This window comes from Mesorhizobium sp. M1322 (assembly GCF_040318085.1).
Classification (GTDB): Bacteria; Pseudomonadota; Alphaproteobacteria; order Rhizobiales; family Rhizobiaceae; genus Mesorhizobium.
On sequence record NZ_JAMYLP010000002.1, the window covers coordinates 22868 to 43677 of the forward strand.

General features: G+C 61.8%; 24 protein-coding genes and 2 pseudogenes. 20 read left to right on the top strand and 6 right to left on the bottom strand.

Annotation, left to right across the window (positions count from 1 at the left end; genetic code table 11):
* Positions 1 to 68: 68 nt before the first annotated feature.
* A complete protein-coding gene (locus NKH12_RS00875) occupies positions 69 to 1502 on the top strand; it encodes a DEAD/DEAH box helicase (RefSeq protein ID WP_352951446.1) in 1434 nt (477 codons plus the stop codon).
* Between the two features lie 230 nt (positions 1503 to 1732).
* Here the strand turns inward: NKH12_RS00875 and NKH12_RS00880 are convergent, their stop codons facing one another.
* Positions 1733 to 1933, bottom strand: coding sequence for a hypothetical protein (locus NKH12_RS00880; protein WP_352951447.1), 201 nt, complete (start codon positions 1931 to 1933; stop codon positions 1733 to 1735).
* 256 nt (positions 1934 to 2189) lie between these two features.
* Between NKH12_RS00880 and NKH12_RS00885 the strand changes: the two genes are divergently transcribed.
* The 7 genes from NKH12_RS00885 to NKH12_RS00915 all read left to right on the top strand — a co-directional run bounded on the left by NKH12_RS00885 (position 2190) and on the right by NKH12_RS00915 (position 7706).
* Positions 2190 to 3224, top strand: coding sequence for a cysteine synthase A (locus tag NKH12_RS00885; RefSeq protein ID WP_352951448.1), 1035 nt, complete (start codon positions 2190 to 2192; stop codon positions 3222 to 3224).
* Complete coding sequence (locus tag NKH12_RS00890) at positions 3224 to 3967, top strand: alanyl-tRNA editing protein (RefSeq protein ID WP_352951449.1); 744 nt, start codon at positions 3224 to 3226, stop codon at positions 3965 to 3967. The genes NKH12_RS00885 and NKH12_RS00890 overlap by 1 nt, the downstream gene beginning before the upstream one ends.
* Before the next feature lie 50 nt (positions 3968 to 4017).
* On the top strand, positions 4018 to 4875 hold the full coding sequence (sseA, locus tag NKH12_RS00895; RefSeq protein ID WP_352951450.1) for a 3-mercaptopyruvate sulfurtransferase: 858 nt from the start codon (positions 4018 to 4020) through the stop codon (positions 4873 to 4875).
* The gene (locus NKH12_RS00900; RefSeq protein WP_352951451.1) at positions 4875 to 5438 is read left to right on the top strand and encodes a GNAT family N-acetyltransferase; all 564 of its coding nucleotides are present in this window, start codon (positions 4875 to 4877) and stop codon (positions 5436 to 5438) included. Before sseA ends, NKH12_RS00900 begins: the two co-directional genes overlap by 1 nt.
* Positions 5439 to 5537: 99 nt before the next feature.
* Positions 5538 to 6095 carry an OmpA family protein gene (locus NKH12_RS00905; RefSeq protein WP_352951452.1) on the top strand — a complete coding sequence of 186 codons (558 nt, stop codon included), beginning with the start codon at positions 5538 to 5540 and terminating at the stop codon, positions 6093 to 6095.
* Between the two features lie 260 nt (positions 6096 to 6355).
* Positions 6356 to 7162 (top strand): 4-hydroxy-tetrahydrodipicolinate reductase, encoded by an 807-nt coding sequence (gene dapB / locus NKH12_RS00910; protein ID WP_352951453.1) that lies wholly within the window; start codon positions 6356 to 6358, stop codon positions 7160 to 7162.
* Between the two features lie 76 nt (positions 7163 to 7238).
* A complete protein-coding gene (locus NKH12_RS00915; RefSeq protein WP_352951454.1) occupies positions 7239 to 7706 on the top strand; it encodes a DUF1203 domain-containing protein in 468 nt (155 codons plus the stop codon).
* 238 nt (positions 7707 to 7944) lie between these two features.
* On the opposite strand, the gene NKH12_RS00920 is transcribed toward NKH12_RS00915, so the two are convergent.
* Positions 7945 to 9243 carry an outer membrane protein gene (locus NKH12_RS00920; protein ID WP_352951455.1) on the bottom strand — a complete coding sequence of 433 codons (1299 nt, stop codon included), beginning with the start codon at positions 9241 to 9243 and terminating at the stop codon, positions 7945 to 7947.
* 202 nt (positions 9244 to 9445) lie between these two features.
* Positions 9446 to 10561: an alanine dehydrogenase gene (gene ald / locus NKH12_RS00925; RefSeq protein ID WP_352951456.1), complete on the bottom strand. Its 1116-nt coding sequence runs from the start codon at positions 10559 to 10561 to the stop codon at positions 9446 to 9448.
* 160 nt (positions 10562 to 10721) lie between these two features.
* On the opposite strand from ald, the gene NKH12_RS00930 reads away from it, so the two are divergent.
* Positions 10722 to 11195, top strand: a complete 474-nt coding sequence (locus tag NKH12_RS00930; protein WP_352951457.1) for an Lrp/AsnC family transcriptional regulator — start codon at positions 10722 to 10724, stop codon at positions 11193 to 11195.
* On the opposite strand, the gene NKH12_RS00935 is transcribed toward NKH12_RS00930, so the two are convergent.
* Positions 11192 to 11794 carry a 5-formyltetrahydrofolate cyclo-ligase gene (locus tag NKH12_RS00935; RefSeq protein ID WP_502910723.1) on the bottom strand — a complete coding sequence of 201 codons (603 nt, stop codon included), beginning with the start codon at positions 11792 to 11794 and terminating at the stop codon, positions 11192 to 11194. The genes NKH12_RS00930 and NKH12_RS00935 overlap by 4 nt on opposite strands.
* Before the next feature lie 263 nt (positions 11795 to 12057).
* On the opposite strand from NKH12_RS00935, the gene NKH12_RS00940 reads away from it, so the two are divergent.
* Together NKH12_RS00940 and NKH12_RS00945 are read left to right on the top strand one after the other, a co-directional pair.
* Positions 12058 to 13323, top strand: coding sequence for an NAD(P)/FAD-dependent oxidoreductase (locus NKH12_RS00940; RefSeq protein WP_352951459.1), 1266 nt, complete (start codon positions 12058 to 12060; stop codon positions 13321 to 13323).
* 112 nt (positions 13324 to 13435) lie between these two features.
* Positions 13436 to 13761, top strand: a pseudogene (locus NKH12_RS00945) (2',3'-cyclic-nucleotide 2'-phosphodiesterase); the annotation flags it as partial.
* On the opposite strand, the pseudogene NKH12_RS00950 reads toward NKH12_RS00945, so the two are convergent.
* Positions 13702 to 13935 (bottom strand): annotated as a pseudogene (locus NKH12_RS00950) (class I SAM-dependent methyltransferase); the annotation flags it as partial. The pseudogenes NKH12_RS00945 and NKH12_RS00950 sit on opposite strands and share 60 nt — an antisense overlap.
* Before the next feature lie 148 nt (positions 13936 to 14083).
* On the opposite strand from NKH12_RS00950, the gene NKH12_RS00955 reads away from it, so the two are divergent.
* Together NKH12_RS00955 and NKH12_RS00960 are read left to right on the top strand one after the other, a co-directional pair.
* Complete coding sequence (locus NKH12_RS00955) at positions 14084 to 14218, top strand: hypothetical protein (protein ID WP_352951460.1); 135 nt, start codon at positions 14084 to 14086, stop codon at positions 14216 to 14218.
* Positions 14219 to 14324: 106 nt separating this feature from the next.
* Complete coding sequence (locus tag NKH12_RS00960) at positions 14325 to 14615, top strand: Dabb family protein (protein ID WP_352951461.1); 291 nt, start codon at positions 14325 to 14327, stop codon at positions 14613 to 14615.
* Between the two features lie 28 nt (positions 14616 to 14643).
* Here the strand turns inward: NKH12_RS00960 and NKH12_RS00965 are convergent, their stop codons facing one another.
* Positions 14644 to 14769, bottom strand: coding sequence for a hypothetical protein (locus NKH12_RS00965; protein WP_352951462.1), 126 nt, complete (start codon positions 14767 to 14769; stop codon positions 14644 to 14646).
* A gap of 127 nt (positions 14770 to 14896) precedes the next feature.
* On the opposite strand from NKH12_RS00965, the gene NKH12_RS00970 reads away from it, so the two are divergent.
* The 7 genes from NKH12_RS00970 to pdhA all read left to right on the top strand — a co-directional run bounded on the left by NKH12_RS00970 (position 14897) and on the right by pdhA (position 20796).
* Positions 14897 to 15805, top strand: coding sequence for a VOC family protein (locus NKH12_RS00970; protein WP_352951463.1), 909 nt, complete (start codon positions 14897 to 14899; stop codon positions 15803 to 15805).
* On the top strand, positions 15802 to 16632 hold the full coding sequence (gene kdsA / locus NKH12_RS00975; RefSeq protein WP_352951464.1) for a 3-deoxy-8-phosphooctulonate synthase: 831 nt from the start codon (positions 15802 to 15804) through the stop codon (positions 16630 to 16632). Before NKH12_RS00970 ends, kdsA begins: the two co-directional genes overlap by 4 nt.
* Before the next feature lie 102 nt (positions 16633 to 16734).
* Entirely contained in the window at positions 16735 to 16938 is a 204-nt protein-coding gene (locus NKH12_RS00980) for a dodecin family protein (RefSeq protein WP_352951465.1), read from the top strand.
* Positions 16939 to 17021: 83 nt separating this feature from the next.
* Complete coding sequence (locus tag NKH12_RS00985) at positions 17022 to 17387, top strand: PRC-barrel domain-containing protein (RefSeq protein WP_352951466.1); 366 nt, start codon at positions 17022 to 17024, stop codon at positions 17385 to 17387.
* Positions 17388 to 17792: 405 nt separating this feature from the next.
* Positions 17793 to 19067, top strand: a complete 1275-nt coding sequence (gene eno / locus NKH12_RS00990; RefSeq protein ID WP_352951467.1) for a phosphopyruvate hydratase — start codon at positions 17793 to 17795, stop codon at positions 19065 to 19067.
* A 187-nt stretch (positions 19068 to 19254) separates the two neighbouring features.
* Positions 19255 to 19578, top strand: a complete 324-nt coding sequence (locus NKH12_RS00995) for an FtsB family cell division protein (RefSeq protein ID WP_352951468.1) — start codon at positions 19255 to 19257, stop codon at positions 19576 to 19578.
* 171 nt (positions 19579 to 19749) lie between these two features.
* Entirely contained in the window at positions 19750 to 20796 is a 1047-nt protein-coding gene (gene pdhA, locus NKH12_RS01000; protein WP_352951469.1) for a pyruvate dehydrogenase (acetyl-transferring) E1 component subunit alpha, read from the top strand.
* Positions 20797 to 20810 lie beyond the last annotated feature (14 nt).

Below are 20810 nucleotides of genomic sequence, written 5' to 3' on the forward strand. Positions count from 1 at the left end.
TTCGACGGCAGGTTGCGCCCTGCCGCCATCGATGTTTGCGGCCAGGAGCCGCGTGAAAGAAGAATATTTTGACCAACGAAAACACTCTGACCGGTACCAACGGAAACACTCTGACCGGTAAGGACACTGGGGAACTTTCAGGTTTCGCAGCACTTGGAATTACCGGCGCGCTGCTCAAGGCCACCCATGGCGCAGGCTTCACCGATCCGAAGCCGATCCAAGCTCAGGCGATCCCGCCGCAGCTGGAAGGCCGTGACATTTTCGGCATCGCCCAGACGGGTTCCGGCAAGACCGCGGCGTTCGCGCTGCCTATCTTGTCGAAGATCATCGCGCTCGGCACCAAGCGCCGGCCAAAGACCGCTCGCGCGCTGATCCTGGCGCCGACGCGGGAACTCGCCGTGCAGATCGAAGAGATGATCAAGCTGCTCGCCAAGGGCGCGCATGTCTCGACAGCACTCGTGCTTGGCGGCGTCTCGCGCTTCAGCCAGGTGAAGAAGATCGCTCCCGGCGTCGATATTTTGATTGCCACGCCCGGCCGACTGACGGACCTGGTACGTGAGGGTGATCTCGTGCTTGCCGACACCAAATGGCTGGTGCTGGACGAGGGCGACCGTATGCTCGACATGGGCTTCATCAACGACGTCAAGCGCATCGCCAGGGCGACCGCGCCGGACCGTCAGACGGTGCTGTTCTCGGCGACCATGCCGGCCGAAATCGCCGAACTGGCCAAGGGTCTGTTGAAGAACCCGATCCGCGTCGAAGTGGCGCCACACAGCACCGCCGCCGCCGAGATCGTACAGGGCGTCGTCTTTGCCCGCACCAAGCAGAAGCGCCAGGTGCTGGCGACGATGCTCGCCGACGAGGCGATGAAGTCCGTCATCATCTTTTCGCGCACTAAGCATGGTGCCGACAGGGTGACCAAGGATCTCGATCGCGACGGCTTCAAGGCCGCTGTCATCCACGGCAACAAGTCGCAGAACGCCCGCCAGAAGGCGCTGAACGATTTCCGCGAGGGTTCGGTGCGTATTCTTGTGGCGACCGATATCGCGGCGCGCGGCATCGACGTGCCCGGCATCAGCCACGTGGTGAATTTCGACCTGCCGGACGAGGCGGAGAGCTACGTCCACCGCATCGGCCGTACCGGCCGTAACGGCATGGACGGCATCGCCATCACGCTTTGCGATCCCTCCGAAAACAGCAAGCTGCGCCAGGTCGAGCGCATCATCCGCACCAAGCTGCCGATCGTTGCCGACCATCTCGGCAGCCCCGACCCGCAGCGCAATCCCGCCGAAAAGAACGAGCGCAGCTTCGAGCCGGCCAACGACCGCAATGGCCGTCGCGACGGCAGGCGTCCCGGTGGCCAGAACAACGGCTTCGGCAAGAAGCGTTTTGGCGACAAGCCAGCCTTTGTCGGCGAGCGCAAGCCGGAAGGCGCCAAGCCCTTCAAGGGCAACAACAAGCGTCGTTTCGGCGGCAAGCGGCCAGCGGCGCGAGCTGCGTAATCAGATAGCTGTATCCGGCTGAGCCTGTCGGGCTCGGCTTGGTTTGCGAGAACTGAAAAAAGGGCGATCGGAGCGATGCTTCGGTCGCCTTTTTCATTCTCCTGGACGCGCCCGTTACTCCGTGAGCACGATCCTTCGTCCCATCGCAGACTACACGCAACAATCCGCAACCTATGGCCGCGATGGCAAACAGGCAACGGGCGGCGGGATCGCCAACTTTGAAGGCCCGTCTATTCGCTCGGCGGCTTGCGGTCGAAATTCAGCGGACGCGCCTTCCAGCGGGTCGCGGTGCTGACGACCCATCGGCAGAACGGTCTCGGCAGGATTCTGAGCAGCTTCAGGCCCCAGCTCAAGCGGCGCGGGAAGGTGACTTCGAAGCCGCCGGTTTTGATGCCGCGCGCCATGCGGCGCGAAGCGCGATTGACGGGCATCAACCAGGCATCGGCAGCAAATTCTGGCCCGATAGAGTGTCGCGCTATGCCCTGCGACTTTTTCTTAGCCTGTGCTCTAGCGATGAAGAAATCGGATGAAAAGAGCGCTTTTCAGTGGAGGGCTTCAATGAATGACGGAACGCGAGGTCCATTTTTGAAATTGCAGCCCGGAAATGCCGCTGGACCAGACAAATTCTTGCCTTGAAACCGGAGCTTCGGGTTTCTAGGGTTCCGCCGCAAGCATAAAGGAATCTCCATGGCCCGTTCTGTGATCGAAGCGATCGGCAATACGCCTCTGATCCGCCTCAACAAAGCCTCGGAAGAAACCGGCTGCGAGATCCTGGGCAAGGCCGAGTTCATGAATCCGGGCCAATCGGTGAAGGACCGCGCCGCGCTGTTCATCATCCGCGACGCCGAGCAGCGCGGGCTCTTGAGGCCGGGCGGGGTCATCGTCGAGGGGACGGCCGGCAACACCGGCATCGGATTGACGCTGGTCGCCAAGGCACTCGGCTACCGCACCGTGATCGTCATCCCCGAGACACAAAGCCAGGAGAAGAAGGACACGATCAAATTGCTCGGCGCCGAGCTGATCGAGGTGCCTGCCGTTCCCTACAAGAACCCCAACAATTACGTGAAGCTGTCGGGCCGTCTGGCCGAGCAGATGGCCAGGTCCGAGCCGAACGGCGCGATCTGGGCCAATCAGTTCGACAACGTCGCCAACCGTGACGGCCATACCCGCACCACGGCGGAAGAAATCTGGGCCCAGACCGGCGGCAAGGTCGACGGTTTCGTCTCGGCGGTCGGCTCGGGCGGAACGCTGGCCGGCGTCGCCTTCGGGCTGAAGGCCAGGAGCAAGGACATCAAGATCGCGCTCGCCGATCCGCTGGGCGCGGCGCTCTACAGTTTCTACATCAGCGGTGAGTTGAAATCCGAAGGCAGCTCGATCACCGAAGGCATCGGGCAGGGGCGGATCACCGCCAATCTGGAAGGGTTCACGCCGGATTTCTCCTTCCAGATTACGGACGAGGATGCACTGCCGATCGTCTTCGACCTTATCCAGGAGGAAGGCCTGTGCGTCGGCGGCTCGACCGGCATCAATATTGCCGGCGCGATCCGGTTGGCGCGTGAGATGGGTCCCGGCCACACCATCGTGACCGTGCTTTGCGACTACGGCACGCGCTATCAGTCGAAGTTGTTCAACCCCGAATTCCTGCGCGAAAAGAAGCTGCCGGTGCCGGGCTGGATGGAACAGCGGAGCACAATTTCGGTGCCGTTCGAAAAGGTTGCGTGATGGCTTACAGGACGGATGCCCTGTTTCGCGACGACGCCTATCTCAGGATGGCTGATGCCATGGTTGTCGCCGTCAACGACCGTGGCGGCATCATTCTGGACCGGACGATCTTCTACGCCACGTCGGGCGGGCAGCCGGGCGATACGGGCACCCTCGAGCGCGCCGACGGCAGCCTGATCGCTGTTGCCGCCACCCTCACCGGTGAGACCAAGGACGAGATCATCCACGTGCCGCCGCCTGAGCAGGCGGTGCCTGAGGTCGGTGAGCCGGTAAAGCTTGCCCTCAATTGGGAGAGGCGACATCTGCTGATGCGCATGCACACAGCCTGCCATTTGCTTACCGTCGTCTGCCCGTTCCCGATCACCGGCGCCTCGGTTTCCGAGGACGACAGCCGTATCGATTTTGATATTCCGGATGCCGGCTTCACCAGGGAAGACGTGACGGCCAAGCTGATGGAACTGGTGCGAGCCGACCACCGGGTCTTCACCCAGCTGATCACCGACGAGGAACTGGCAGCCAATCCGGGACTAGTGAAGTCCAAGAATGTTCGGCCACCCGTCGGCACGGGCAAGATCCGCCTGGTCTGCATTGGCGAGAACGCCTCGATCGACAGCCAGCCTTGCGGCGGAACCCATGTGAAGAGCGCTGGAGAAGTCGGCGAGATCCATATCGGCAAGATCGAGAAGAAGGGTCGCGAGAACCGGCGCTTCCGAATACGCTTTGGACCGATGCCGCCGGCCTGATAAACAGCCGGCCTGATAGACAATTGTGAAAGGCGGGCAGGAGAAGAAGAATGGCCGAAGACAGCCCTTTCACCGTCGACGCGGACTGGTTGCAGAAGCGCCTCGGCCAGCCTGGCCTGACCATCGTCGACGCGTCCTGGTATCTGCCGGCGCAGAAGCGCGACGCGCGCGCCGAATATGACGCGGCGCACATTCCGGGTGCGCTGTTTTTTGATCAGGATGCGATCTCGGATCCTGATTCCCCACTGCCGCACACGCTGCCGTCGCCGCAGCATTTCGCCCAATATGTCGGCGCTATGGGCATTTCGGACGACGACACCATTGTTGTCTATGACGGTCCGGGCTTCTTCTCGGCGCCGCGCGCCTGGTGGATGTTCCGTGTCATGGGGGTGTTCCAGGTCTACGTGTTGGACGGCGGCTTCGACCGCTGGAAAGCAGCGGGACGGCCGGTGACGGCGGAGCCGACGAAGATCGCGCCTTGCGTGTTTCATGCCGACTTCGATGCCGCTCGCGTCGCCAGCTTGGCCGACATGCGCCGGATCGTCGAGACCGGGGGAAGCCAGATCGCCGACGCGCGTTCGCCTGGCCGGTTTGCCGGTACCGAGCCGGAGCCTCGCGCCGGCATCCGCTCAGGCCATATGCCGGGCGCGCACAACGTGCCGTTTTCGGCGCTTGCCGAGAACGGCGAACTGCTGTCGAAAGACCGATTGCGCAAGGTGATCGAGGACGCCGGCATCGACCTGTCGAAGCCGGTTGTCACCTCTTGCGGCTCGGGCGTCACTGCGGCGGCGATCACGCTGGCGCTTGAGACGCTTGGCCATACCGACAACAGGCTCTACGACGGTTCATGGACGGAGTGGGGTGGGCTTGGCGATACGCCCGTCGTGACGGGCAAGGATCGACCGTGATGGAAAACGGAGCGCTTGAAGACATCGAGGTCACGGTGACGTTTCTCGAAATGCATGTGCCGCCGGCCTATTCGCCGCCGGTGCCGTTCAACCGCCAGATCGCGCTGCTGAAGACCAAAGACATTCCGCTGCATTTCTACCGCTATTTGATGGATCGGGTAGGCCGCAAATGGCACTGGGTCAACGTGCTGAGGCTGAGCGACGAGGAGCTTTCTGCAGGCATCCATCGCGAGGACCGCGACATCAGGGTGCTGTATCTCGATGGGGCGCCGGCCGGCTTCTTCGACCTAAAGCCGCATCTGCCGGAAGAAGTGGAACTTGCCTATTTCGGCATGATGGAGCACGCCACCGGCCAAGGCATCGGCCGCTGGTTCCTCGGTGCGGCGATCGCCGCCGCCTGGTCGCACGGCCCAAGGCGGGTGACGGTGCAGACCTGCACGCTCGACCATCCGGCGGCATTGCCGCTCTACCAGAAGCTCGGCTTTGCACCGGTCGCACAAAAGAAGGAGATCGTGCATCCAATGACCTTCGCCGAGCGTGCGGCCAACGTCATGCGGCCATGATTTTCTCCGCAAACTGAACCTATTGTTCATCAATGCTTCAGCTTGTCTTTGCCATCCTGCCGGCACCATCGATGCGGCAGAGGCCGAAGGAGAAAAGACATGCTGACCCGACGCACATTTGCCGCCGCGCTGATTGCGGCCCTCGCCGTGCCGACCCTTGCCGCCGCCCAGGCAACCACGCCTTCGGCGGCGACGATCGAGCGTCAGCTCGAGGCCGCGCCCCGCGTTAAGCTGCGCCGGAACCAGCGCGTCACCATCCGCGAATTCAAGAGGCGGCCGGACCTGCGGCGCATGGCCCGTTCGATCGATATCCAGTCGATAAATTTCGCCTTTGGCTCGGCGGCCATCTCCGAATCGCAATATGGCAAGATCGAAAACATCGCCGATGCGCTTCAGCGCATCCTGCGGCGCGACCCCGGTGCCCGCGTGCTGATCGAAGGCCATACCGACGCGGTTGGCTCCTTCCAATCGAACCAGATCCTGTCCGAACAGCGCGCCGCCTCGCTGAAGCGCACCTTGGTGCGCGAATTCGGCGTGCCGGGCTATACACTGGAAACCGTCGGCTACGGCGAGGAATTCCTGCTCGTGCAGACGCAGAACGAGAATTGGCGCAATCGCCGGGTGACGCTCCGCCGCTTCGACGACTTCATCCGGTAAGACTGTCTGGAATTTCGACGACCTGACCGTTTGTGCGACGGCCTGGATCAACACCTACAACAGAGCCCGGCTTGAATGAGCCGGGCTTTTTCCATATCGCTGATCGCTCTAGGCCTACCGCATCGGCGCCGAAAGTCGGAATCGTTTTCTGCCGCGCTAACCTGCGGTCCGAAGAGCACGATGCGCGTGGAGTCAATGATTAGAGCGTCCTTGACGCGTCCTAAAGGACGCGTGGCGCTCGAATGCGATGGGAGGATCAAATGACGATACGGGTGGTGATGGCCGGTGCGACCGGCTGGGTCGGCAAGGCACTGGTTCCGGCGATCGGGGCGCAAGGCGACATGGCATTGGCCGGGGCTGTGTCACGCAGCGGCGCGGGGCAGGATTCCGGCCTCCTGGTTGGCATGCCGGCCAATGGCATCACCGTTTCCGCCTCGCTGGCCGAGGCGCTGGAGGTACCTTCGGACGTGCTGGTCGACTACACCAAGCCGCACATGGTGAAAGACCATGCGCTGCTGGCCATAGAGAAGGGGCGGCACGTTGTGATCGGCACGTCGGGGCTGGGTGCGACCGATTTCGGCGAGATCGACGCTGCAGCACGCGCCAATCGTGTCGGCGTCATTGCAGCCGGCAATTTTTCGATCACCGCCACGCTGATGAAGCGGTTTGCTCTGATGGCGGCGAAATACGTGCCGGATGTCGAGGTGATCGACTATGCGAGCGCCAAGAAACCCGACGCGCCGTCCGGCACCGCGCGCGAGCTTGCCGAAGCGCTGGCTGATGTCCGCAAGGCTTCGACGGTGCGGCCGGTCTCGGAGGTCTCGGGTGTGCCGGGAACCCGCGGCGCGGCGGTTGGTACGGGCGAGGGGGTGCAGGTGCATGCGCTTCGCCTGCCTTCCTACATCCTGTCCTGCGAGGCGCTGTTCGGCCTGCCCGACGAGCGGCTGACCATTCGTCACGACGCCGGCTCGTCCGCTGCTCCTTACGTGGCCGGCACGCTGCTCGCTATCAGGCGGGTACAGGAGATCACAGGGCTGGTGCGCGGTCTCGACGCCTTGATGGACTGATTCAAATTGGCAGGAATCGGGTGGGAGGCGCTGGTGCAGCGGCGTAATTTCCGGTCGACGACACCGGAGATTTCGCATGACCATCCAGTTCAAAGCATTGCCCACGGAAGATGTCAGAGCCTTGCAGCGCGGCGCGCCGGACGCTTATGGCCTGATACCAGAGCGGAAAATATCCGACGGCGACGGCGTGCCTTGCCGCCACTGCCTGAAGAACGTGGCCGCCGGCGACGCCTATCTCATCCTGGCCTACCGGCCATTCCCGGAATCGCAGCCCTACGCCGAAACCGGACCGATCTTTCTGCATGCCGAGGAATGCGAGCGCGCTGCCGAAGCCGAGGCGATTCCAGAAATGCTCGAAAGCGCCGACTACATCGTGCGCGGCTACGGTAGGGACGACCGCATCGTCTATGGCAGCGGCGGCGTCATTCCGACCGGCGCTATCGCGGCGCGGGCCGAAACCTTGTTCGAGCGCGACGAGATCGCCTATGTGCATGTCCGCTCGGCGCGCAACAATTGCTACCAGTGCCGTATCGAGCGCGCGTGACGATCCGGGCGGTATTCATCGGTCGCAGCTGTCGTACGCCTGTCGCATTGTCGCGTTACGGAATGATTGTCGATCGATTTGCCGACCGCGGATGGACCGGCGGGAAGTCTCGATATCAGAGGAAGCGGGGCTTTGGCTCCGCTTTTTTGTTGCCCGCGCTGTCCGCCCCGCATTTCTTCCGCCCAAAGAAAAAGCCCGCCGGAATCACCGGCGGGCTTTGACTGTTGTCTGGACGGTTCTAGTTGAACTTGTACTTCGCACCGATGCGGACGGTATGGAACGAAGGCGTGGAGGTGAGAGTATCGTCCGGCAGCCCAAGATCCGACGAAAAATCCTTCTCGGAGAACTGCGAATAACGGTACTCGAGGCCAACGGTCACGTTGCTGGACATGGCCGTTTCCAGACCACCACCCACCGAGAAGCCGCTGGAGTCCCAATCGAGGATATCGCCGATGGGTGAAGACGCGTTCAGATCGAAGTGCTGCCAGCTGTAACCACCGAGCACATAGGCGAGGGTTGATTCGTTGACTTTCATACCGACACGGCCAAGCACATCGAATCCGTAATCAGTATCCAGATTGATTGACCCGCCCGGGACCTCAAGTTCCGAAGTCATGCCGGAGTAGCGGGCATCCACCATGACGCCTGCGACCCAGCTGCCGAAATCATGGTCGTAGCCGACGTTCAATTCGCCGAACACACCTTCGCCACCGAGCCCGTTGAACTCGAGGCCGCCAAGCGGCGGAACGTCGATCTGATGCACCGACGCACCCGCACCGGCGGCGCCGCCGACGTAGAAGCCGGTCCAGTTATAGGCAGGAGCCTCGAAAGAGGCGACGCCACCGTTCTGGGCGCCAAAGCGATAGTTGGCCGCAACCTGGAACGTATGCCGCGACGTATCCGTGTCGAGGACGCCGTCCGGTATGCCGAACTCGGAAAGAATGTTTTCAGTACTGAAGCGGGTATAACGATACTCTGACTTGATCGTCCAGTTGCTGTTGATGGCCGTTTCAACGCCAGCTCCGACGAAGTAGCCGCTCTGGTCCCAATCGAAATCAAAACCAGCGTTCGTGTCGAATTTGTATTTTTGCCAGGAATAGCCTCCGAGCACATAGCCCAAAGTGTTTGGCGTGAAGAGGCAACCAAGCCGCAAACCAGCGTCAAAACCGTAGGTTTCGCGGACCGAAGCATCGAAACCAGCAACATCGAGCGTGGTTTCAATGTTGCCGGCATGGGCATCTAGAAGTCCGCCGATCAGGAAGCGCGGCGACACCATGTAGTCGTACCCAACGGTCAGTTCACCGTATACGCCTTCACCACCAATGCCGTTGAAAGAGAAGCCAGGAACCAGATCGCTGCTGAGTTCGTGGACATTGGCGCCGGCGCCAACGCCAAAGCCGACATAGATGCCACTCCAGTTGAAGGCCGACGTCTCGACGACCGGCACAACCGCGTCGGCGGCATGAGAAGCCGATCCGAGCGCCAGGACGGAAACTGCGCCAAGAAGAAGAGATTTTGCGAATCGTTTGCTGGTCATTGCCCCTGCCTTTTGAAAAACCCACCACCCGTCTAGCACCCGCCCTCTGCCGGCGGCTGTAACAAAAAGGCCACAGGAAAGACACATTGCAAGCAGGACGGGCAATGCCGGTCAGCCAATCGCAATCCGTGAAATTTGCTTGTGGAAAAAAGAGCCGCCGAGGACGTCGGCGGCTCTGTCGGGAGAGGAATCAGCGTGGGGTTCAGGCGGCGAGAACGGCCTTCGGCTCGACCAACTCATAGCCGAGTGCTTCGGCCACCGCGCGGTTGGTGATCTTGCCCTTGTGGACATTCAGGCCGTTGCGCAAATGATGATCGTCGATCAGCGCCTTCAGGCCTTTGTCGGCGAGCTGCAGGCCGTAATGCAGCGTTGCGTTGTTGAGGGCGTGGGCCGAAGTGACCGGCACCGCACCCGGCATATTGGCGACGCAATAGTGAATGACGCCGTCGACCTCATAGGTCGGCGCGGCATGAGTTGTGGCGTGCGAGGTCTCGAAGCAGCCGCCTTGGTCGATGGCGACGTCGACAAGCACCGAGCCTTTCTTCATGCCCGACAGCATCTCGCGCGAAACGAGTTTCGGCGCGGCAGCACCCGGAATCAGCACGGCGCCGACGACGATGTCGGCCGAAAAACATTCCTCTTCCAGCGCCTCGACGGTCGAATAGCGGGTGTGGACGCGACCGCCGAAGATATCGTCGAGCTGGCGCAGGCGCGGGATCGAGCGGTCGATGATGGTGACGTCGGCGCCAAGGCCGGCCGCCATCCGGGCGGCATGCAGGCCGACGACGCCGCCGCCGAGCACAGTGACCTTGCCGGGCAGCACGCCGGGCACGCCGCCGAGCAGCACGCCGCGGCCGCCATTGGCCTTCTGCAGCGCGGTGGCGCCGGCCTGGATCGACAGGCGGCCGGCGACTTCCGACATCGGCGCCAGCAGCGGCAGGCCGCCACGGTCGTCGGTGACCGTCTCGTACGCGATGGCCGTCACACCCGAGGCCAGCAGGCCCTTGGTCTGCTCCGGGTCCGGAGCGAGATGGAGATAGGTGTAGAGGATCTGGCCGTCACGGAGCTGAACCCATTCGCCGGGCTGCGGCTCCTTGACCTTGATGATCATGTCGGACTTGGCAAACACGTCGGCGGCCGTCTTGGCGATGGTGGCGCCGGCTGCGCGATAGGCGTTGTCGTCGGCGCCGATGCCGGCGCCGGCGCCGGTCTCGATCAGCACTTCGTGACCATGCGCGACATATTCGCGGACCGAGCCCGGCGTCAGGCCGACGCGGTATTCGTTGTTCTTGATTTCCCGTGGGCAGCCGACGCGCATCTTCTTCTCCTCCTGATCCGGCCCTTTGAGGCACGTTCCCTGTGTAGAGATAAGTGAACCACGGATCGCCCCGTAAGTGTTTGCGAATGCGCTTGCGCAGAAGGGCAAGGCTCGATAATCGTTGCGCAAAATAGCTAGATTGTCGCAGGAATCCCGAAAAATGACGCTGGACAGGATCGATATCGCCATTCTCGAAACGTTGCAGAAGGATGGACGGATACCCAACGCGGCGCTTGCCGAGAAGGTCGGCCTATCGCAGTCGGCCTGCTCGCGGCGGCTTGATAATCTGGAGAAATCCGGAACCATCCGCGGCTATCACGCCCGGCTTTCCAATGCCGCTCTTGGCCACCAGATGACGGCGATCGTGCATATATCGCTGTCGGGGCAATTCGAGAAGACGCTGTCGGATTTCGAGGCGGCGATAAAGCGCTGCCCGAATGTCCTGTCCTGCCACCTTATGTCGGGCGAATACGATTATATCCTGCGCATCGCGGCAAAGGACCTCGTCGACTATGAGCGCATCCACAAGGAATGGCTGTCGGCGATGCCGCATGTGACGAAGATCAATTCATCCTTCGCCTTGCGCGAGATCGTCGACCGGACGGCGGTGGGGATGAAGCCGGAACTTGCTTAGGCTTTGAACGCCTCCGTCACCACCCGGTCCATCGGGATGTCGTGCGGCTGCGGATAGATGGTGGCGATACGCTGCAACTCGTAGCCGACACCGATGATCAGCGGCTTGATCGGCATCGCCGCCAGTGTGCGGTCGAAGAAGCCGCCGCCATAACCCAGCCGGTATTGTCCCGGATCGATGCCGACGATCGGTGAGATGACGATGTCGGGCAGCACCGGATCGCCGTCAGCCGGGATCGGGATATTCCAGACGCCCTTCTCCAGCCGGTCGCCCGGTGTGTAGGCACGAAAGACAAGCGGCTGGCCTTTCTCGACGACAACAGGCAGTGCGGTACGGCCGCCGCGCTTGTTGATGGAAGCTATCCATGGGCGCAAATCCGGCTCGCCGCGGAACGGCCAGTAGAGGCTGACCATGCGGCCGGCAATGTCGCCGATCACCGCGTCGAGGCTCTCGCCGATGCGCTGCGACATTGCCGTCCGCATATTAGCCGAGACAGCGAGGCGAGCCGCAATCAGCCGCTCGCGCTCGGCCTTGCGCCATCGCTTCACGTCGGTCCAGTTGGATAGGGGCGCCCGGAATTCCGGGTCGAGCTCGTGCATGAAGCAGGGCGGCGAGGAATGTTGCCCCCGACCTTCATCGTCATGATCGCTATCCAAGTTCCACTCCTGTCGTCAGTTTCAATGAAATTATACTCGGCGGCAGGATAGGGCATGTACATTCGCGACATCTTGGGGCGGGCAGTCGGCAAAGTCGGATGTTGTTGCAGTGCACAAAAGTCCCTACATCAAATTTGGCGAAATTGCTCTCCAGCCTGCTCTCCAGCCTGCTCTCCCGGCCAACCTGTTCTCCCGGAGTGAATGAGATGAACGAATCCAGCCACCATGTCGTCGTCGTCGGGGCGGGCTTTGGGGGGCTCGAATTCACCCGCGCGCTTGACGGTGCGCCGGTGCGGATCACCATGATCGACAAGCGCAACCACCATCTCTTCCAGCCGCTGCTCTACCAGGTGGCGACCACGGCGCTGGCGACCTCGGAAATCGCCTGGCCGATCCGCCATCTCCTGCGCAAGCGCAAGGACGTGACGACGCTGCTCGCCACCGTCAGCGGCGTCGACCGCGTCGGCAAGCGCGTGCTGTTCGATGATGGCGGCGCGGTCGCCTACGACACGCTGCTGCTGGCCACCGGCGCCCGCCACGCCTATTTCGGCCATGACGAATGGGAGCCTTTCGCACCGGGACTGAAGACGCTGGAGGACGCCACCACCATTCGGCGGCGCGTTCTGCTCGCCTTCGAGCAGGCCGAGCGGGAGACCGATCCCGCCAAGCGCCAAGCGCTGCTGACGCTGGCGATCGTTGGTGGCGGGCCGACCGGCGTGGAACTGGCTGGCACCATTGTTGAACTGGCGCACGACATGCTGCGCGGCGAGTTCCGCAGCATCGATACGCGGCAGACGCGCGTGGTGCTGATCGAGGCCGGTGACCGCATTCTTCCCAATTTCGCGCCAGAACTCTCCGACTATGCCAGCAAGGCACTCGAGCGGCTCGGGGTGACGGTCGAACTCGGTCGGCCCGTTACACGCTGCGACGCCGAGGGTGTCATCTTCGGCGACACGCAGCTGCCGGCCAGGACTATCCTGTGGGCAGCAGGCGTCGCCGCCTCGCCGGCTGCCGAATGGCTGGGGGCGGCAGCGGACCGTGCGGGCAGGGTGCTGGTCGAGCCCGACCTCACCGTGCCGGGCAGCCCGGAGATTTTCGTCGTCGGGGACGCTGCACACGTCCTGCGCCCAGATGGCCGCATGGTGCCCGGCGTAGCACCCGCCGCCAAGCAGCAGGGCCGGCATGTCGCCGCGACGATCAAGGCCCGGCTTGCCGGCGACATGACCCCGCGGCCTTTCCGCTACAAGCATGACGGCGATCTGGCGACGATCGGCAAGCGCGCCGCCGCGATCGATTTCGGCTGGATCAAGCTCACCGGCCGGCTGGCCTGGTGGCTGTGGGGTCTGGCGCACATCTATTTCCTGATCGGCTTCCGTAACCGGCTCGCGGTTTCGCTGAGCTGGTTATGGATTTACGCGACAGGTCAGCGCAGCGCGCGGCTGATCACCCAAGGCGACGAGGACAGGAACTGACGTCTCCGCCCGCGCACATTCCGCACGTCATCCTCCTGATGGATTCGCTTGCTTCGGGCAGGACTTGGCACGCGCTGTTGAAGGCTGGCACGTCGTTGAACAGGAGGCCGGTTCGAACCGCATCATCGACTTGATGTTCGACGGAGCACCAATTGATCCCATGCGGAAATTCGTCGTCGCGCCCAGCAATTACCGCGCTGGCGGCGGTGGCAATTTCCCGGAAATCAACGCATCGAAGATCATCTACGAGGCGCCGGACACCAACCGTGACGTGATCGTGCGCTACTCATCGGCCAAGACACGGTCAATCCGTCGGCGGACGCCAACTGGTCATTTGCAGCGCTGCCCCGGACCAGCGTCGTGTTCGAGACCGGCGCCAAAGCGAAGGATTTTATTGCGCAGGTCGTCGAAATCGAGCGGGACGATCTTTTCCCATGACGCCCAGAAGCGGTGGCGCCATTCGGCGAGCGTGCGGGCATAGTCGTCCGGGAAAATGCGCTCGCGCAGGTGAGAAAGGCCATGGTCTTTGCCGAGCGTTTTCAGGATCGACAGCGTTGGCAGCATGCCGCCCGGGAAGACGTAACGCTGGATGAAGTCCGGCCGGGCGCGATGAATCCCTGCAGCAATCTTTCACCTCATCGAGGGGAACTTCAAGAGCCAAGGCAAGCGTACACGGATCAATGGATAGATTTTCGGGGAGGGCTCTGATCAACGCCGGAATCACTATGGTTGCAGCCACCCAGATGCAGTAGTTTTAGCTATGCGTTATGTCATCGTCATCTGCGCCGTCACGTTCCTCCTGATCTGGGACGGCCTCTACAATCAGGGCAGCTATCTCGACAGCACGGTCAGGGAGATAACGCGCATCGTGCGCTACATCACCAGTTTGGTGTAGGTTTCTTTTCCCCGCCCAACGCGTTGTCGCCGCGACATCGTTGCCGGTTGACGGGACCGTTTTGCCCACACAAAACACGCTTGCACATCGATCGAGGAGGCTGGGGTTGATCCGGCATATCGTTTTCTTCAGCGCGCGGCACAAAGAGGATGTCGAGGCCGTACGCACAGGCTTGCTGGTGCTGGGCAACATCCCCCATTCCCGCGTTTTCGAGGTGACCCTCAACACCAAGGTCGACCCGCTTTCGGACGAGATCGACGTGGTCGTTTATGCCGAGTTCGAGGATGATGCCGCTCTGGCCGCCTACAAGGCGCATTCGCTCTATGCCGAGACGACCAGCCAGGTCAAACCGCTGCGCGAATTGCGATATTCGGCGGATGTTGTGGCTGCAACCTGAAGAAAAAGTGACCGAAGCAGGAGCAACGTTACTCCGTCTGAGCGGCGGTCGGTTCGGTCGGGTCGGCGCCTGGCCGCTTTGGCGCGTCCCAGACCAGCATGGCGAGAACAGCCATCGCGCCGACCGCTGCCGTTATGAACAGGATCTTTCTCATTTGGATCACGTAGGTTGGTTTCCGGCAGCGGCAAGTATTCCGGAGGTCGCGTAATGCGGCCACGCCATCCTTCGGTGTCAGGTGAGGCTCTTGAACCAAATTCCGGAATGATGCACACCGCGCCGGCATGACCGAGACGATGACAGCAGGCTCCTATCCGCCAAGCCCCTATCCGCTTGACCATCTGGTGCTGCCGACCGCGAGTCTCGATGTGGCGCGGGCGCGGCTGGTTTCGCTTGGCTTTGTCGTGGCGCCGACCGGCATCCATCCTTTCGGGACGGAAAACTGCTGCGTCTTCCTTGAGGACGGCACCTATCTCGAGCCGCTGGCGGTGGGCAACGGGCAAGCGGCGGCGAAAGCGATCGCCGACGGCAACGTCTTCGTCGCGCGCGATCGTGCCTATCGCGACAAGCGCGGCAATGAGGGATTTTCAGCCCTTGTCCTAGGCACCGAAAATGCGAATGCCGACCACGCGCGCTATGTCGAAGCCGGCCTGTCGGCCGGAGATACGCTGAGCTTTTCGCGTGCCTTCACCGACGCGGCGGGAAAGAGCGACACGGCATCGTTCAAACTGGCCTTCGCCTCCGGTGCCGGGGCGAAGGACGCATTCCTGTTCGCCTGCGAGCGGATCAATGCGCCGAAGGTGGACCGCACCGCGTTGCAGATTCATGCCAATGGCGCAACCGGCATCATTGAAGTCGTGGCGGTCAGCGACGAGCCATCCAAACAGCACCGATTGATTTCGATCGCGGCGCGCAGTCCGGCGACCGGGCAGGGGAGCAGCACTGCGTTTGGCCTGCCGAACGCAACCTTGAGCCTGCTTGACCCCGTCGCTTTCGAAACGCGTTTCGGCATACCTGCCGGCGCGCCATCGGAACTCCGCTTCACGGGGATCGTCTTTGCGGTTCGCAGCGCAGGCACGGTCGCAAAGCTGCTTGCAGCCAGTTCGGTCGAACACGAAATCCGCGGCAATGATATTGTTGTGCGGCCGGCATCCGGGCAGGGTGCGACCTTCATTTTCCGGGAGATAGCATGAGCAAGCCCAATTCGTCCGTAACCGTCGGCAATGTCGTCTTCGGCAACACCGCGCCGCTGTCGCTGATTGCCGGCCCGTGCCAGCTCGAATCGCGCCAGCACGCCTTCGACATGGCTGGTGCGTTGAAGGAACTGACTGAGAAGCTGGGGCTGGGCCTCGTCTACAAGACCAGTTACGACAAGGCCAACCGCACCTCGCTTGGCGGCACGCGCGGCGCCGGGCTCGATGCGGCGCTGCCCGTCTTCGACGATTTGCGCAAGGCATTTTCGCTGCCGATCCTGACCGATATTCACACCGAGGAACAGTGCGCGCTTGTGGCGCCGCATGTCGACATCCTGCAGATTCCGGCTTTCCTCAGCCGCCAGACCGACCTGCTGATCGCGGCGGCAAGAACCGGCAAGGTCATCAACGTGAAGAAGGGCCAGTTCCTCGCACCGTGGGACATGAAGAACGTCGTCGCCAAGATCACCGGTTCCGGCAACGCCAATGTGCTGGTCACCGAGCGCGGCGCGTCCTTCGGCTACAACACGCTGGTGTCCGATATGCGCGCCCTGCCGATTATGGCCGAGATCGGCGCACCGGTGATTTTCGACGCCACGCATTCCGTGCAGCAGCCGGGCGGGCAGGGCGGCTCCACGGGTGGCGATCGGCGCTTCGTCGAGACGCTGGCGCGCGCCGCGGTTGCGGTCGGTGTCGCCGGCGTTTTCATCGAGACGCATCAGGATCCAGACAACGCCCCCTCCGATGGCCCCAATATGGTGCCGCTGAAGGACCTTCGGGCGCTGCTTGAAAGGCTGATGGCATTCGATCGCGTCGCCAAGGGCTGAGCAAGTTCAGCGGTCCAGCCCTAATTCCGACCCCGAAACTTGTGATCAACAGGCGCCGGTTGTACGCTGCCCAGGCAACCGAGTGCCTTGGAGGAGGAAGCCATGTCCGTCGCCCGCGTCACCGAAATCACATCATCGTCGAATAACAGCTTTCAGGACGCCATCGAACAGGGGATTGCCCGCGCCGCAAAGACATTGAAGAACGTCGAAGGCGCCTGGATCCAGGACCAGAAGGTCGTCGTCGAGGACGGCAAGATCTCCGCCTACCGCGTCAACATGAAGGTCACCTTCATCCTCGCTGAATGATCGATTAGCGTCGAAAAGTCTGGAACCTTCATCCGCGCCCCTCATTGTCAGGCATAGCGTCAACGACAACGAGGAGTACACAAATGACAACCCAGACAGGACACACTGAAGCCATCGCTGCCTCGCGGGTCATCGGCACATCCGTCTACAACACGGAAGGCACGCACATCGGCGACATCGAGGATGTCATGCTCGACAAACTGTCGAATGGCATCATGTTTGCCGTGATCGGCTTTGGCGGATTTCTCGGTATCGGCGAGAAGTACCACGCCATTCCGTGGGCGAGCCTCGACTACGACGAGAACGAGGGCGGCTACGTCGTGCCGTTCACGAAGGAGCAACTGCAGGCTGCTCCCGCCTATTCGATCGATGAACTGACGGGCGTCGACGGCGAGGCGGCGCGTGATGCTTCATACAGCTACTACAAGGTCGAGCCTTACTGGCACTGATCTTGCTCTGCCGGAATCAAAAAGGCCCCCGGTTTGTGAACCGGGGGCCTTTTTGCAGGATATCTACTCCGCCGCAAGGGTCGACAACTCTACCGCGCCCTGTTGAGGCTGCTGAGTGTCACACGACGTCAAAAACGCCGCCGCGATCAGGAACAAACTCACAATACCGCTCAACTGAGACATGGCGAAACTCCTCCTGTTTCGCCCCGCGCAGCGCGAGCATAAACCAGAAAGCCGCATGCCGCCAAGACTTATGACTGACATGACTTATGATGACAGCAATTTGTGCTTCGTGAATCGATGTGGCGGAGGTGGCGGCAATATTTGCGGACGCCCCGATTGCGTTTTGCAGCACTTTGGCTAAGACGTGCCCGACGCTTCGTCAGATCAATCGGGGACATCGCAATGACTGCCATCATCGACATTGTCGGGCGTGAAATCCTGGACAGCCGCGGAAACCCGACCGTCGAGGTCGACGTCGTGCTCGAAGACGGCTCGATGGGCCGCGCTGCGGTGCCCTCCGGCGCCTCGACCGGCGCGCATGAGGCGGTCGAACTGCGCGACGGCGGCGCCCGCTACCTCGGCAAGGGCGTCCTGCGGGCGGTAGAGGCCGTCAATGGCGAGCTGTTCGAGGCGATCGGCGGTATGGAAGCCGAAAACCAGATCCACATCGACCAGACCATGATCGAACTCGACGGCACGCCCAACAAGAGCCGGCTCGGCGCCAACGCCATCCTCGGCGTGTCGTTGGCTGTGGCCAAGGCTGCGGCGGAAGCGGCCGGCCTGCCGCTCTACCGCTATGTCGGTGGCACCAAGGCGCATGTGCTTCCGGTGCCGATGATGAACATCATCAACGGTGGTGCCCATGCCGACAACCCTATCGACTTCCAGGAATTCATGATCCTGCCGATCGGTGCGCCGACGCTGCGTGACGGGGTGCGCTGGGGCTCGGAAATCTTCCATACGTTGAGGAAGCGGCTGAAGGACGCCGGCCACAACACCAATGTCGGCGACGAGGGCGGCTTCGCCCCTAACTTGAAAAGCGCGCCCGCCGCGCTCGATTTCATCATGGAATCGATCGAGAAGGCTGGCTTCAAGCCGGGCGAAGAGGTTGCGCTCGGCCTCGATTGCGCCGCGACCGAATTCTTCAAGGACGGCAACTACGTCTATGAAGGCGAGAAGAAGACCCGCGATCCGAAGACCCAGGCCAAATATCTGGCCAAGCTTGCGGCGGATTATCCGATCATCACGATCGAGGACGGGCTGGCCGAGGACGACTGGGACGGCTGGAAAATGCTGACCGACCTCATCGGCAAGAAGACCCAGCTGGTCGGCGACGATCTGTTCGTCACCAATACGGCGCGGCTGCGCGACGGCATCCACATGGGCGTCGCCAATTCTATCCTGGTCAAGGTCAACCAGATCGGCTCATTGACCGAAACGCTCGACGCCGTCGAAACCGCGCACAAGGCCGGCTACACCGCGGTAATGTCGCACCGCTCGGGCGAAACCGAAGATTCGACCATCGCCGATCTTGCCGTCGCCACCAATTGCGGGCAGATCAAGACAGGGTCATTGTCGCGCTCGGATCGCATGGCCAAGTACAACCAGCTCATCCGCATTGAGGAAGAGCTCGGCAAGCAGGCGCTCTACGCCGGTAAGTCGATCGTGAAAGGCTGAGCCCACAGAAAATATCCGGATTAAAAAGGGCGGGGGCATTCCTCGCCCTTTTTGTTTCAACACCGCCAAATCCGGTCATCCGTAACCGTCCATTAAGCACAATCGGGGAGAAAGGGCTAGGTCGCAGAGTGTTAGAGCGTCCTTTGCGCGTCCAGGAGGACGCCGGGCGCTCTAAGGGATTTGGATCATGTGGACACGTCAGCACAAGCAGAGAAATACCGGTCGGCTGATCATTCCCTCGCTCTGCGTGGCATTCCTGGCCTATTTCGGCTTCCACGCCTATCACGGCGAATTCGGCATCTATTCCAAGTATCGGTTGGAAGCCGAAGCCGTCGATCTGCAAAGTAAGCTCGATGCCGTCAAGGCGCGCCGGGTCGACCTGCAGCGGCGCGTTCAGCTGATGCATCAGGGCACGCTGGAGAAGGACATGCTCGACGAACAGGCGCGCAAGGCGCTCAATATGTCCCATGCCGACGAAATCACCATCATGTTGCCAGCCACGGCAAGATAACCAAATTCAAGTTAATCGACGATATTTTCAATGATTCTAATCGCTTAGATGCATGTCAGCCATGCATTTTTCAGCATGGCGAAACGCTTTCCCGCGTGTTAGCCTCCCCAAATCGGTGGGGAGAACTGATCTCCCTCAGTGTCCGCAAGAGACGCCAACAGGGAGTGATGCATGGCCACCGCCGCCAGAAAAGCGCCTGCCAAATCCAAATCCAGACCCGACGGCAAATCGGCGGGGCTTTCGGCCCCCAAACCTGTCGACTTCACCAAAGACGAGGAGCTTGACGCCTATCGGCGCATGCTGCTTATCCGCCGCTTCGAGGAAAAGGCCGGCCAGCTCTACGGCATGGGCTTCATCGGCGGCTTCTGCCATCTCTATATCGGCCAGGAAGCAGTTGTCACCGGCATGAAGATGGCGCTGGTCGATGGCGACCAGATGATCACCGCCTACCGCGACCATGGTCACATGCTGGCGATGGAACTGTCGCCGCGCGGCGTGATGGCCGAGTTGACCGGGCGCCGCGGCGGCTTGTCCAGGGGCAAGGGCGGCTCCATGCACATGTTCTCCAAGGAGAAGCATTTTTACGGCGGCCACGGCATTGTCGGCGCGCAGGTTTCGCTCGGCACCGGCCTCGCCTTCGCCAATCGCTATCGCGGCAACAACAATGTGACGCTGACCTATTTCGGCGACGGCGCCGCCAATCAGGGCCAGGTCTATGAAAGCTTCAACATGGCCTCGCTGTGGAAGCTGCCGGTGATCTACATCATCGAGAACAACCGCTATGCCATGGGCACCTCGGTATCGCGTTCGTCGGCCGAGACGGATTTTTCGCAGCGCGGCGCCTCCTTCAAGATCCCCGGTATCCAAGTCGATGGCATGGACGTCCGCGCGGTCAAGGCAGCCGGCGATCTCGCAACCGAATGGTGCCGTGACGGCAAGGGGCCACTGATCCTCGAAATGCAGACCTACCGCTACCGCGGCCACTCGATGTCCGATCCGGCAAAATATCGCTCCAAGGAAGAAGTGCAGAAGATGCGCTCCGAGCGTGACCCGATCGAGCAGGTGAAAGCGCGCCTGCTCGACAAGAAGTGGGCCGACGAGGACGAGCTCAAAACCGTCGACAAGGAGGTTCGCGACATTGTCGCCGACGCCGCCGAATTTGCCCAGAACGACGCAGAGCCGGATCCGTCCGAGCTCTGGACCGACATCGTATTGTAACGGGAGGGCAAGGA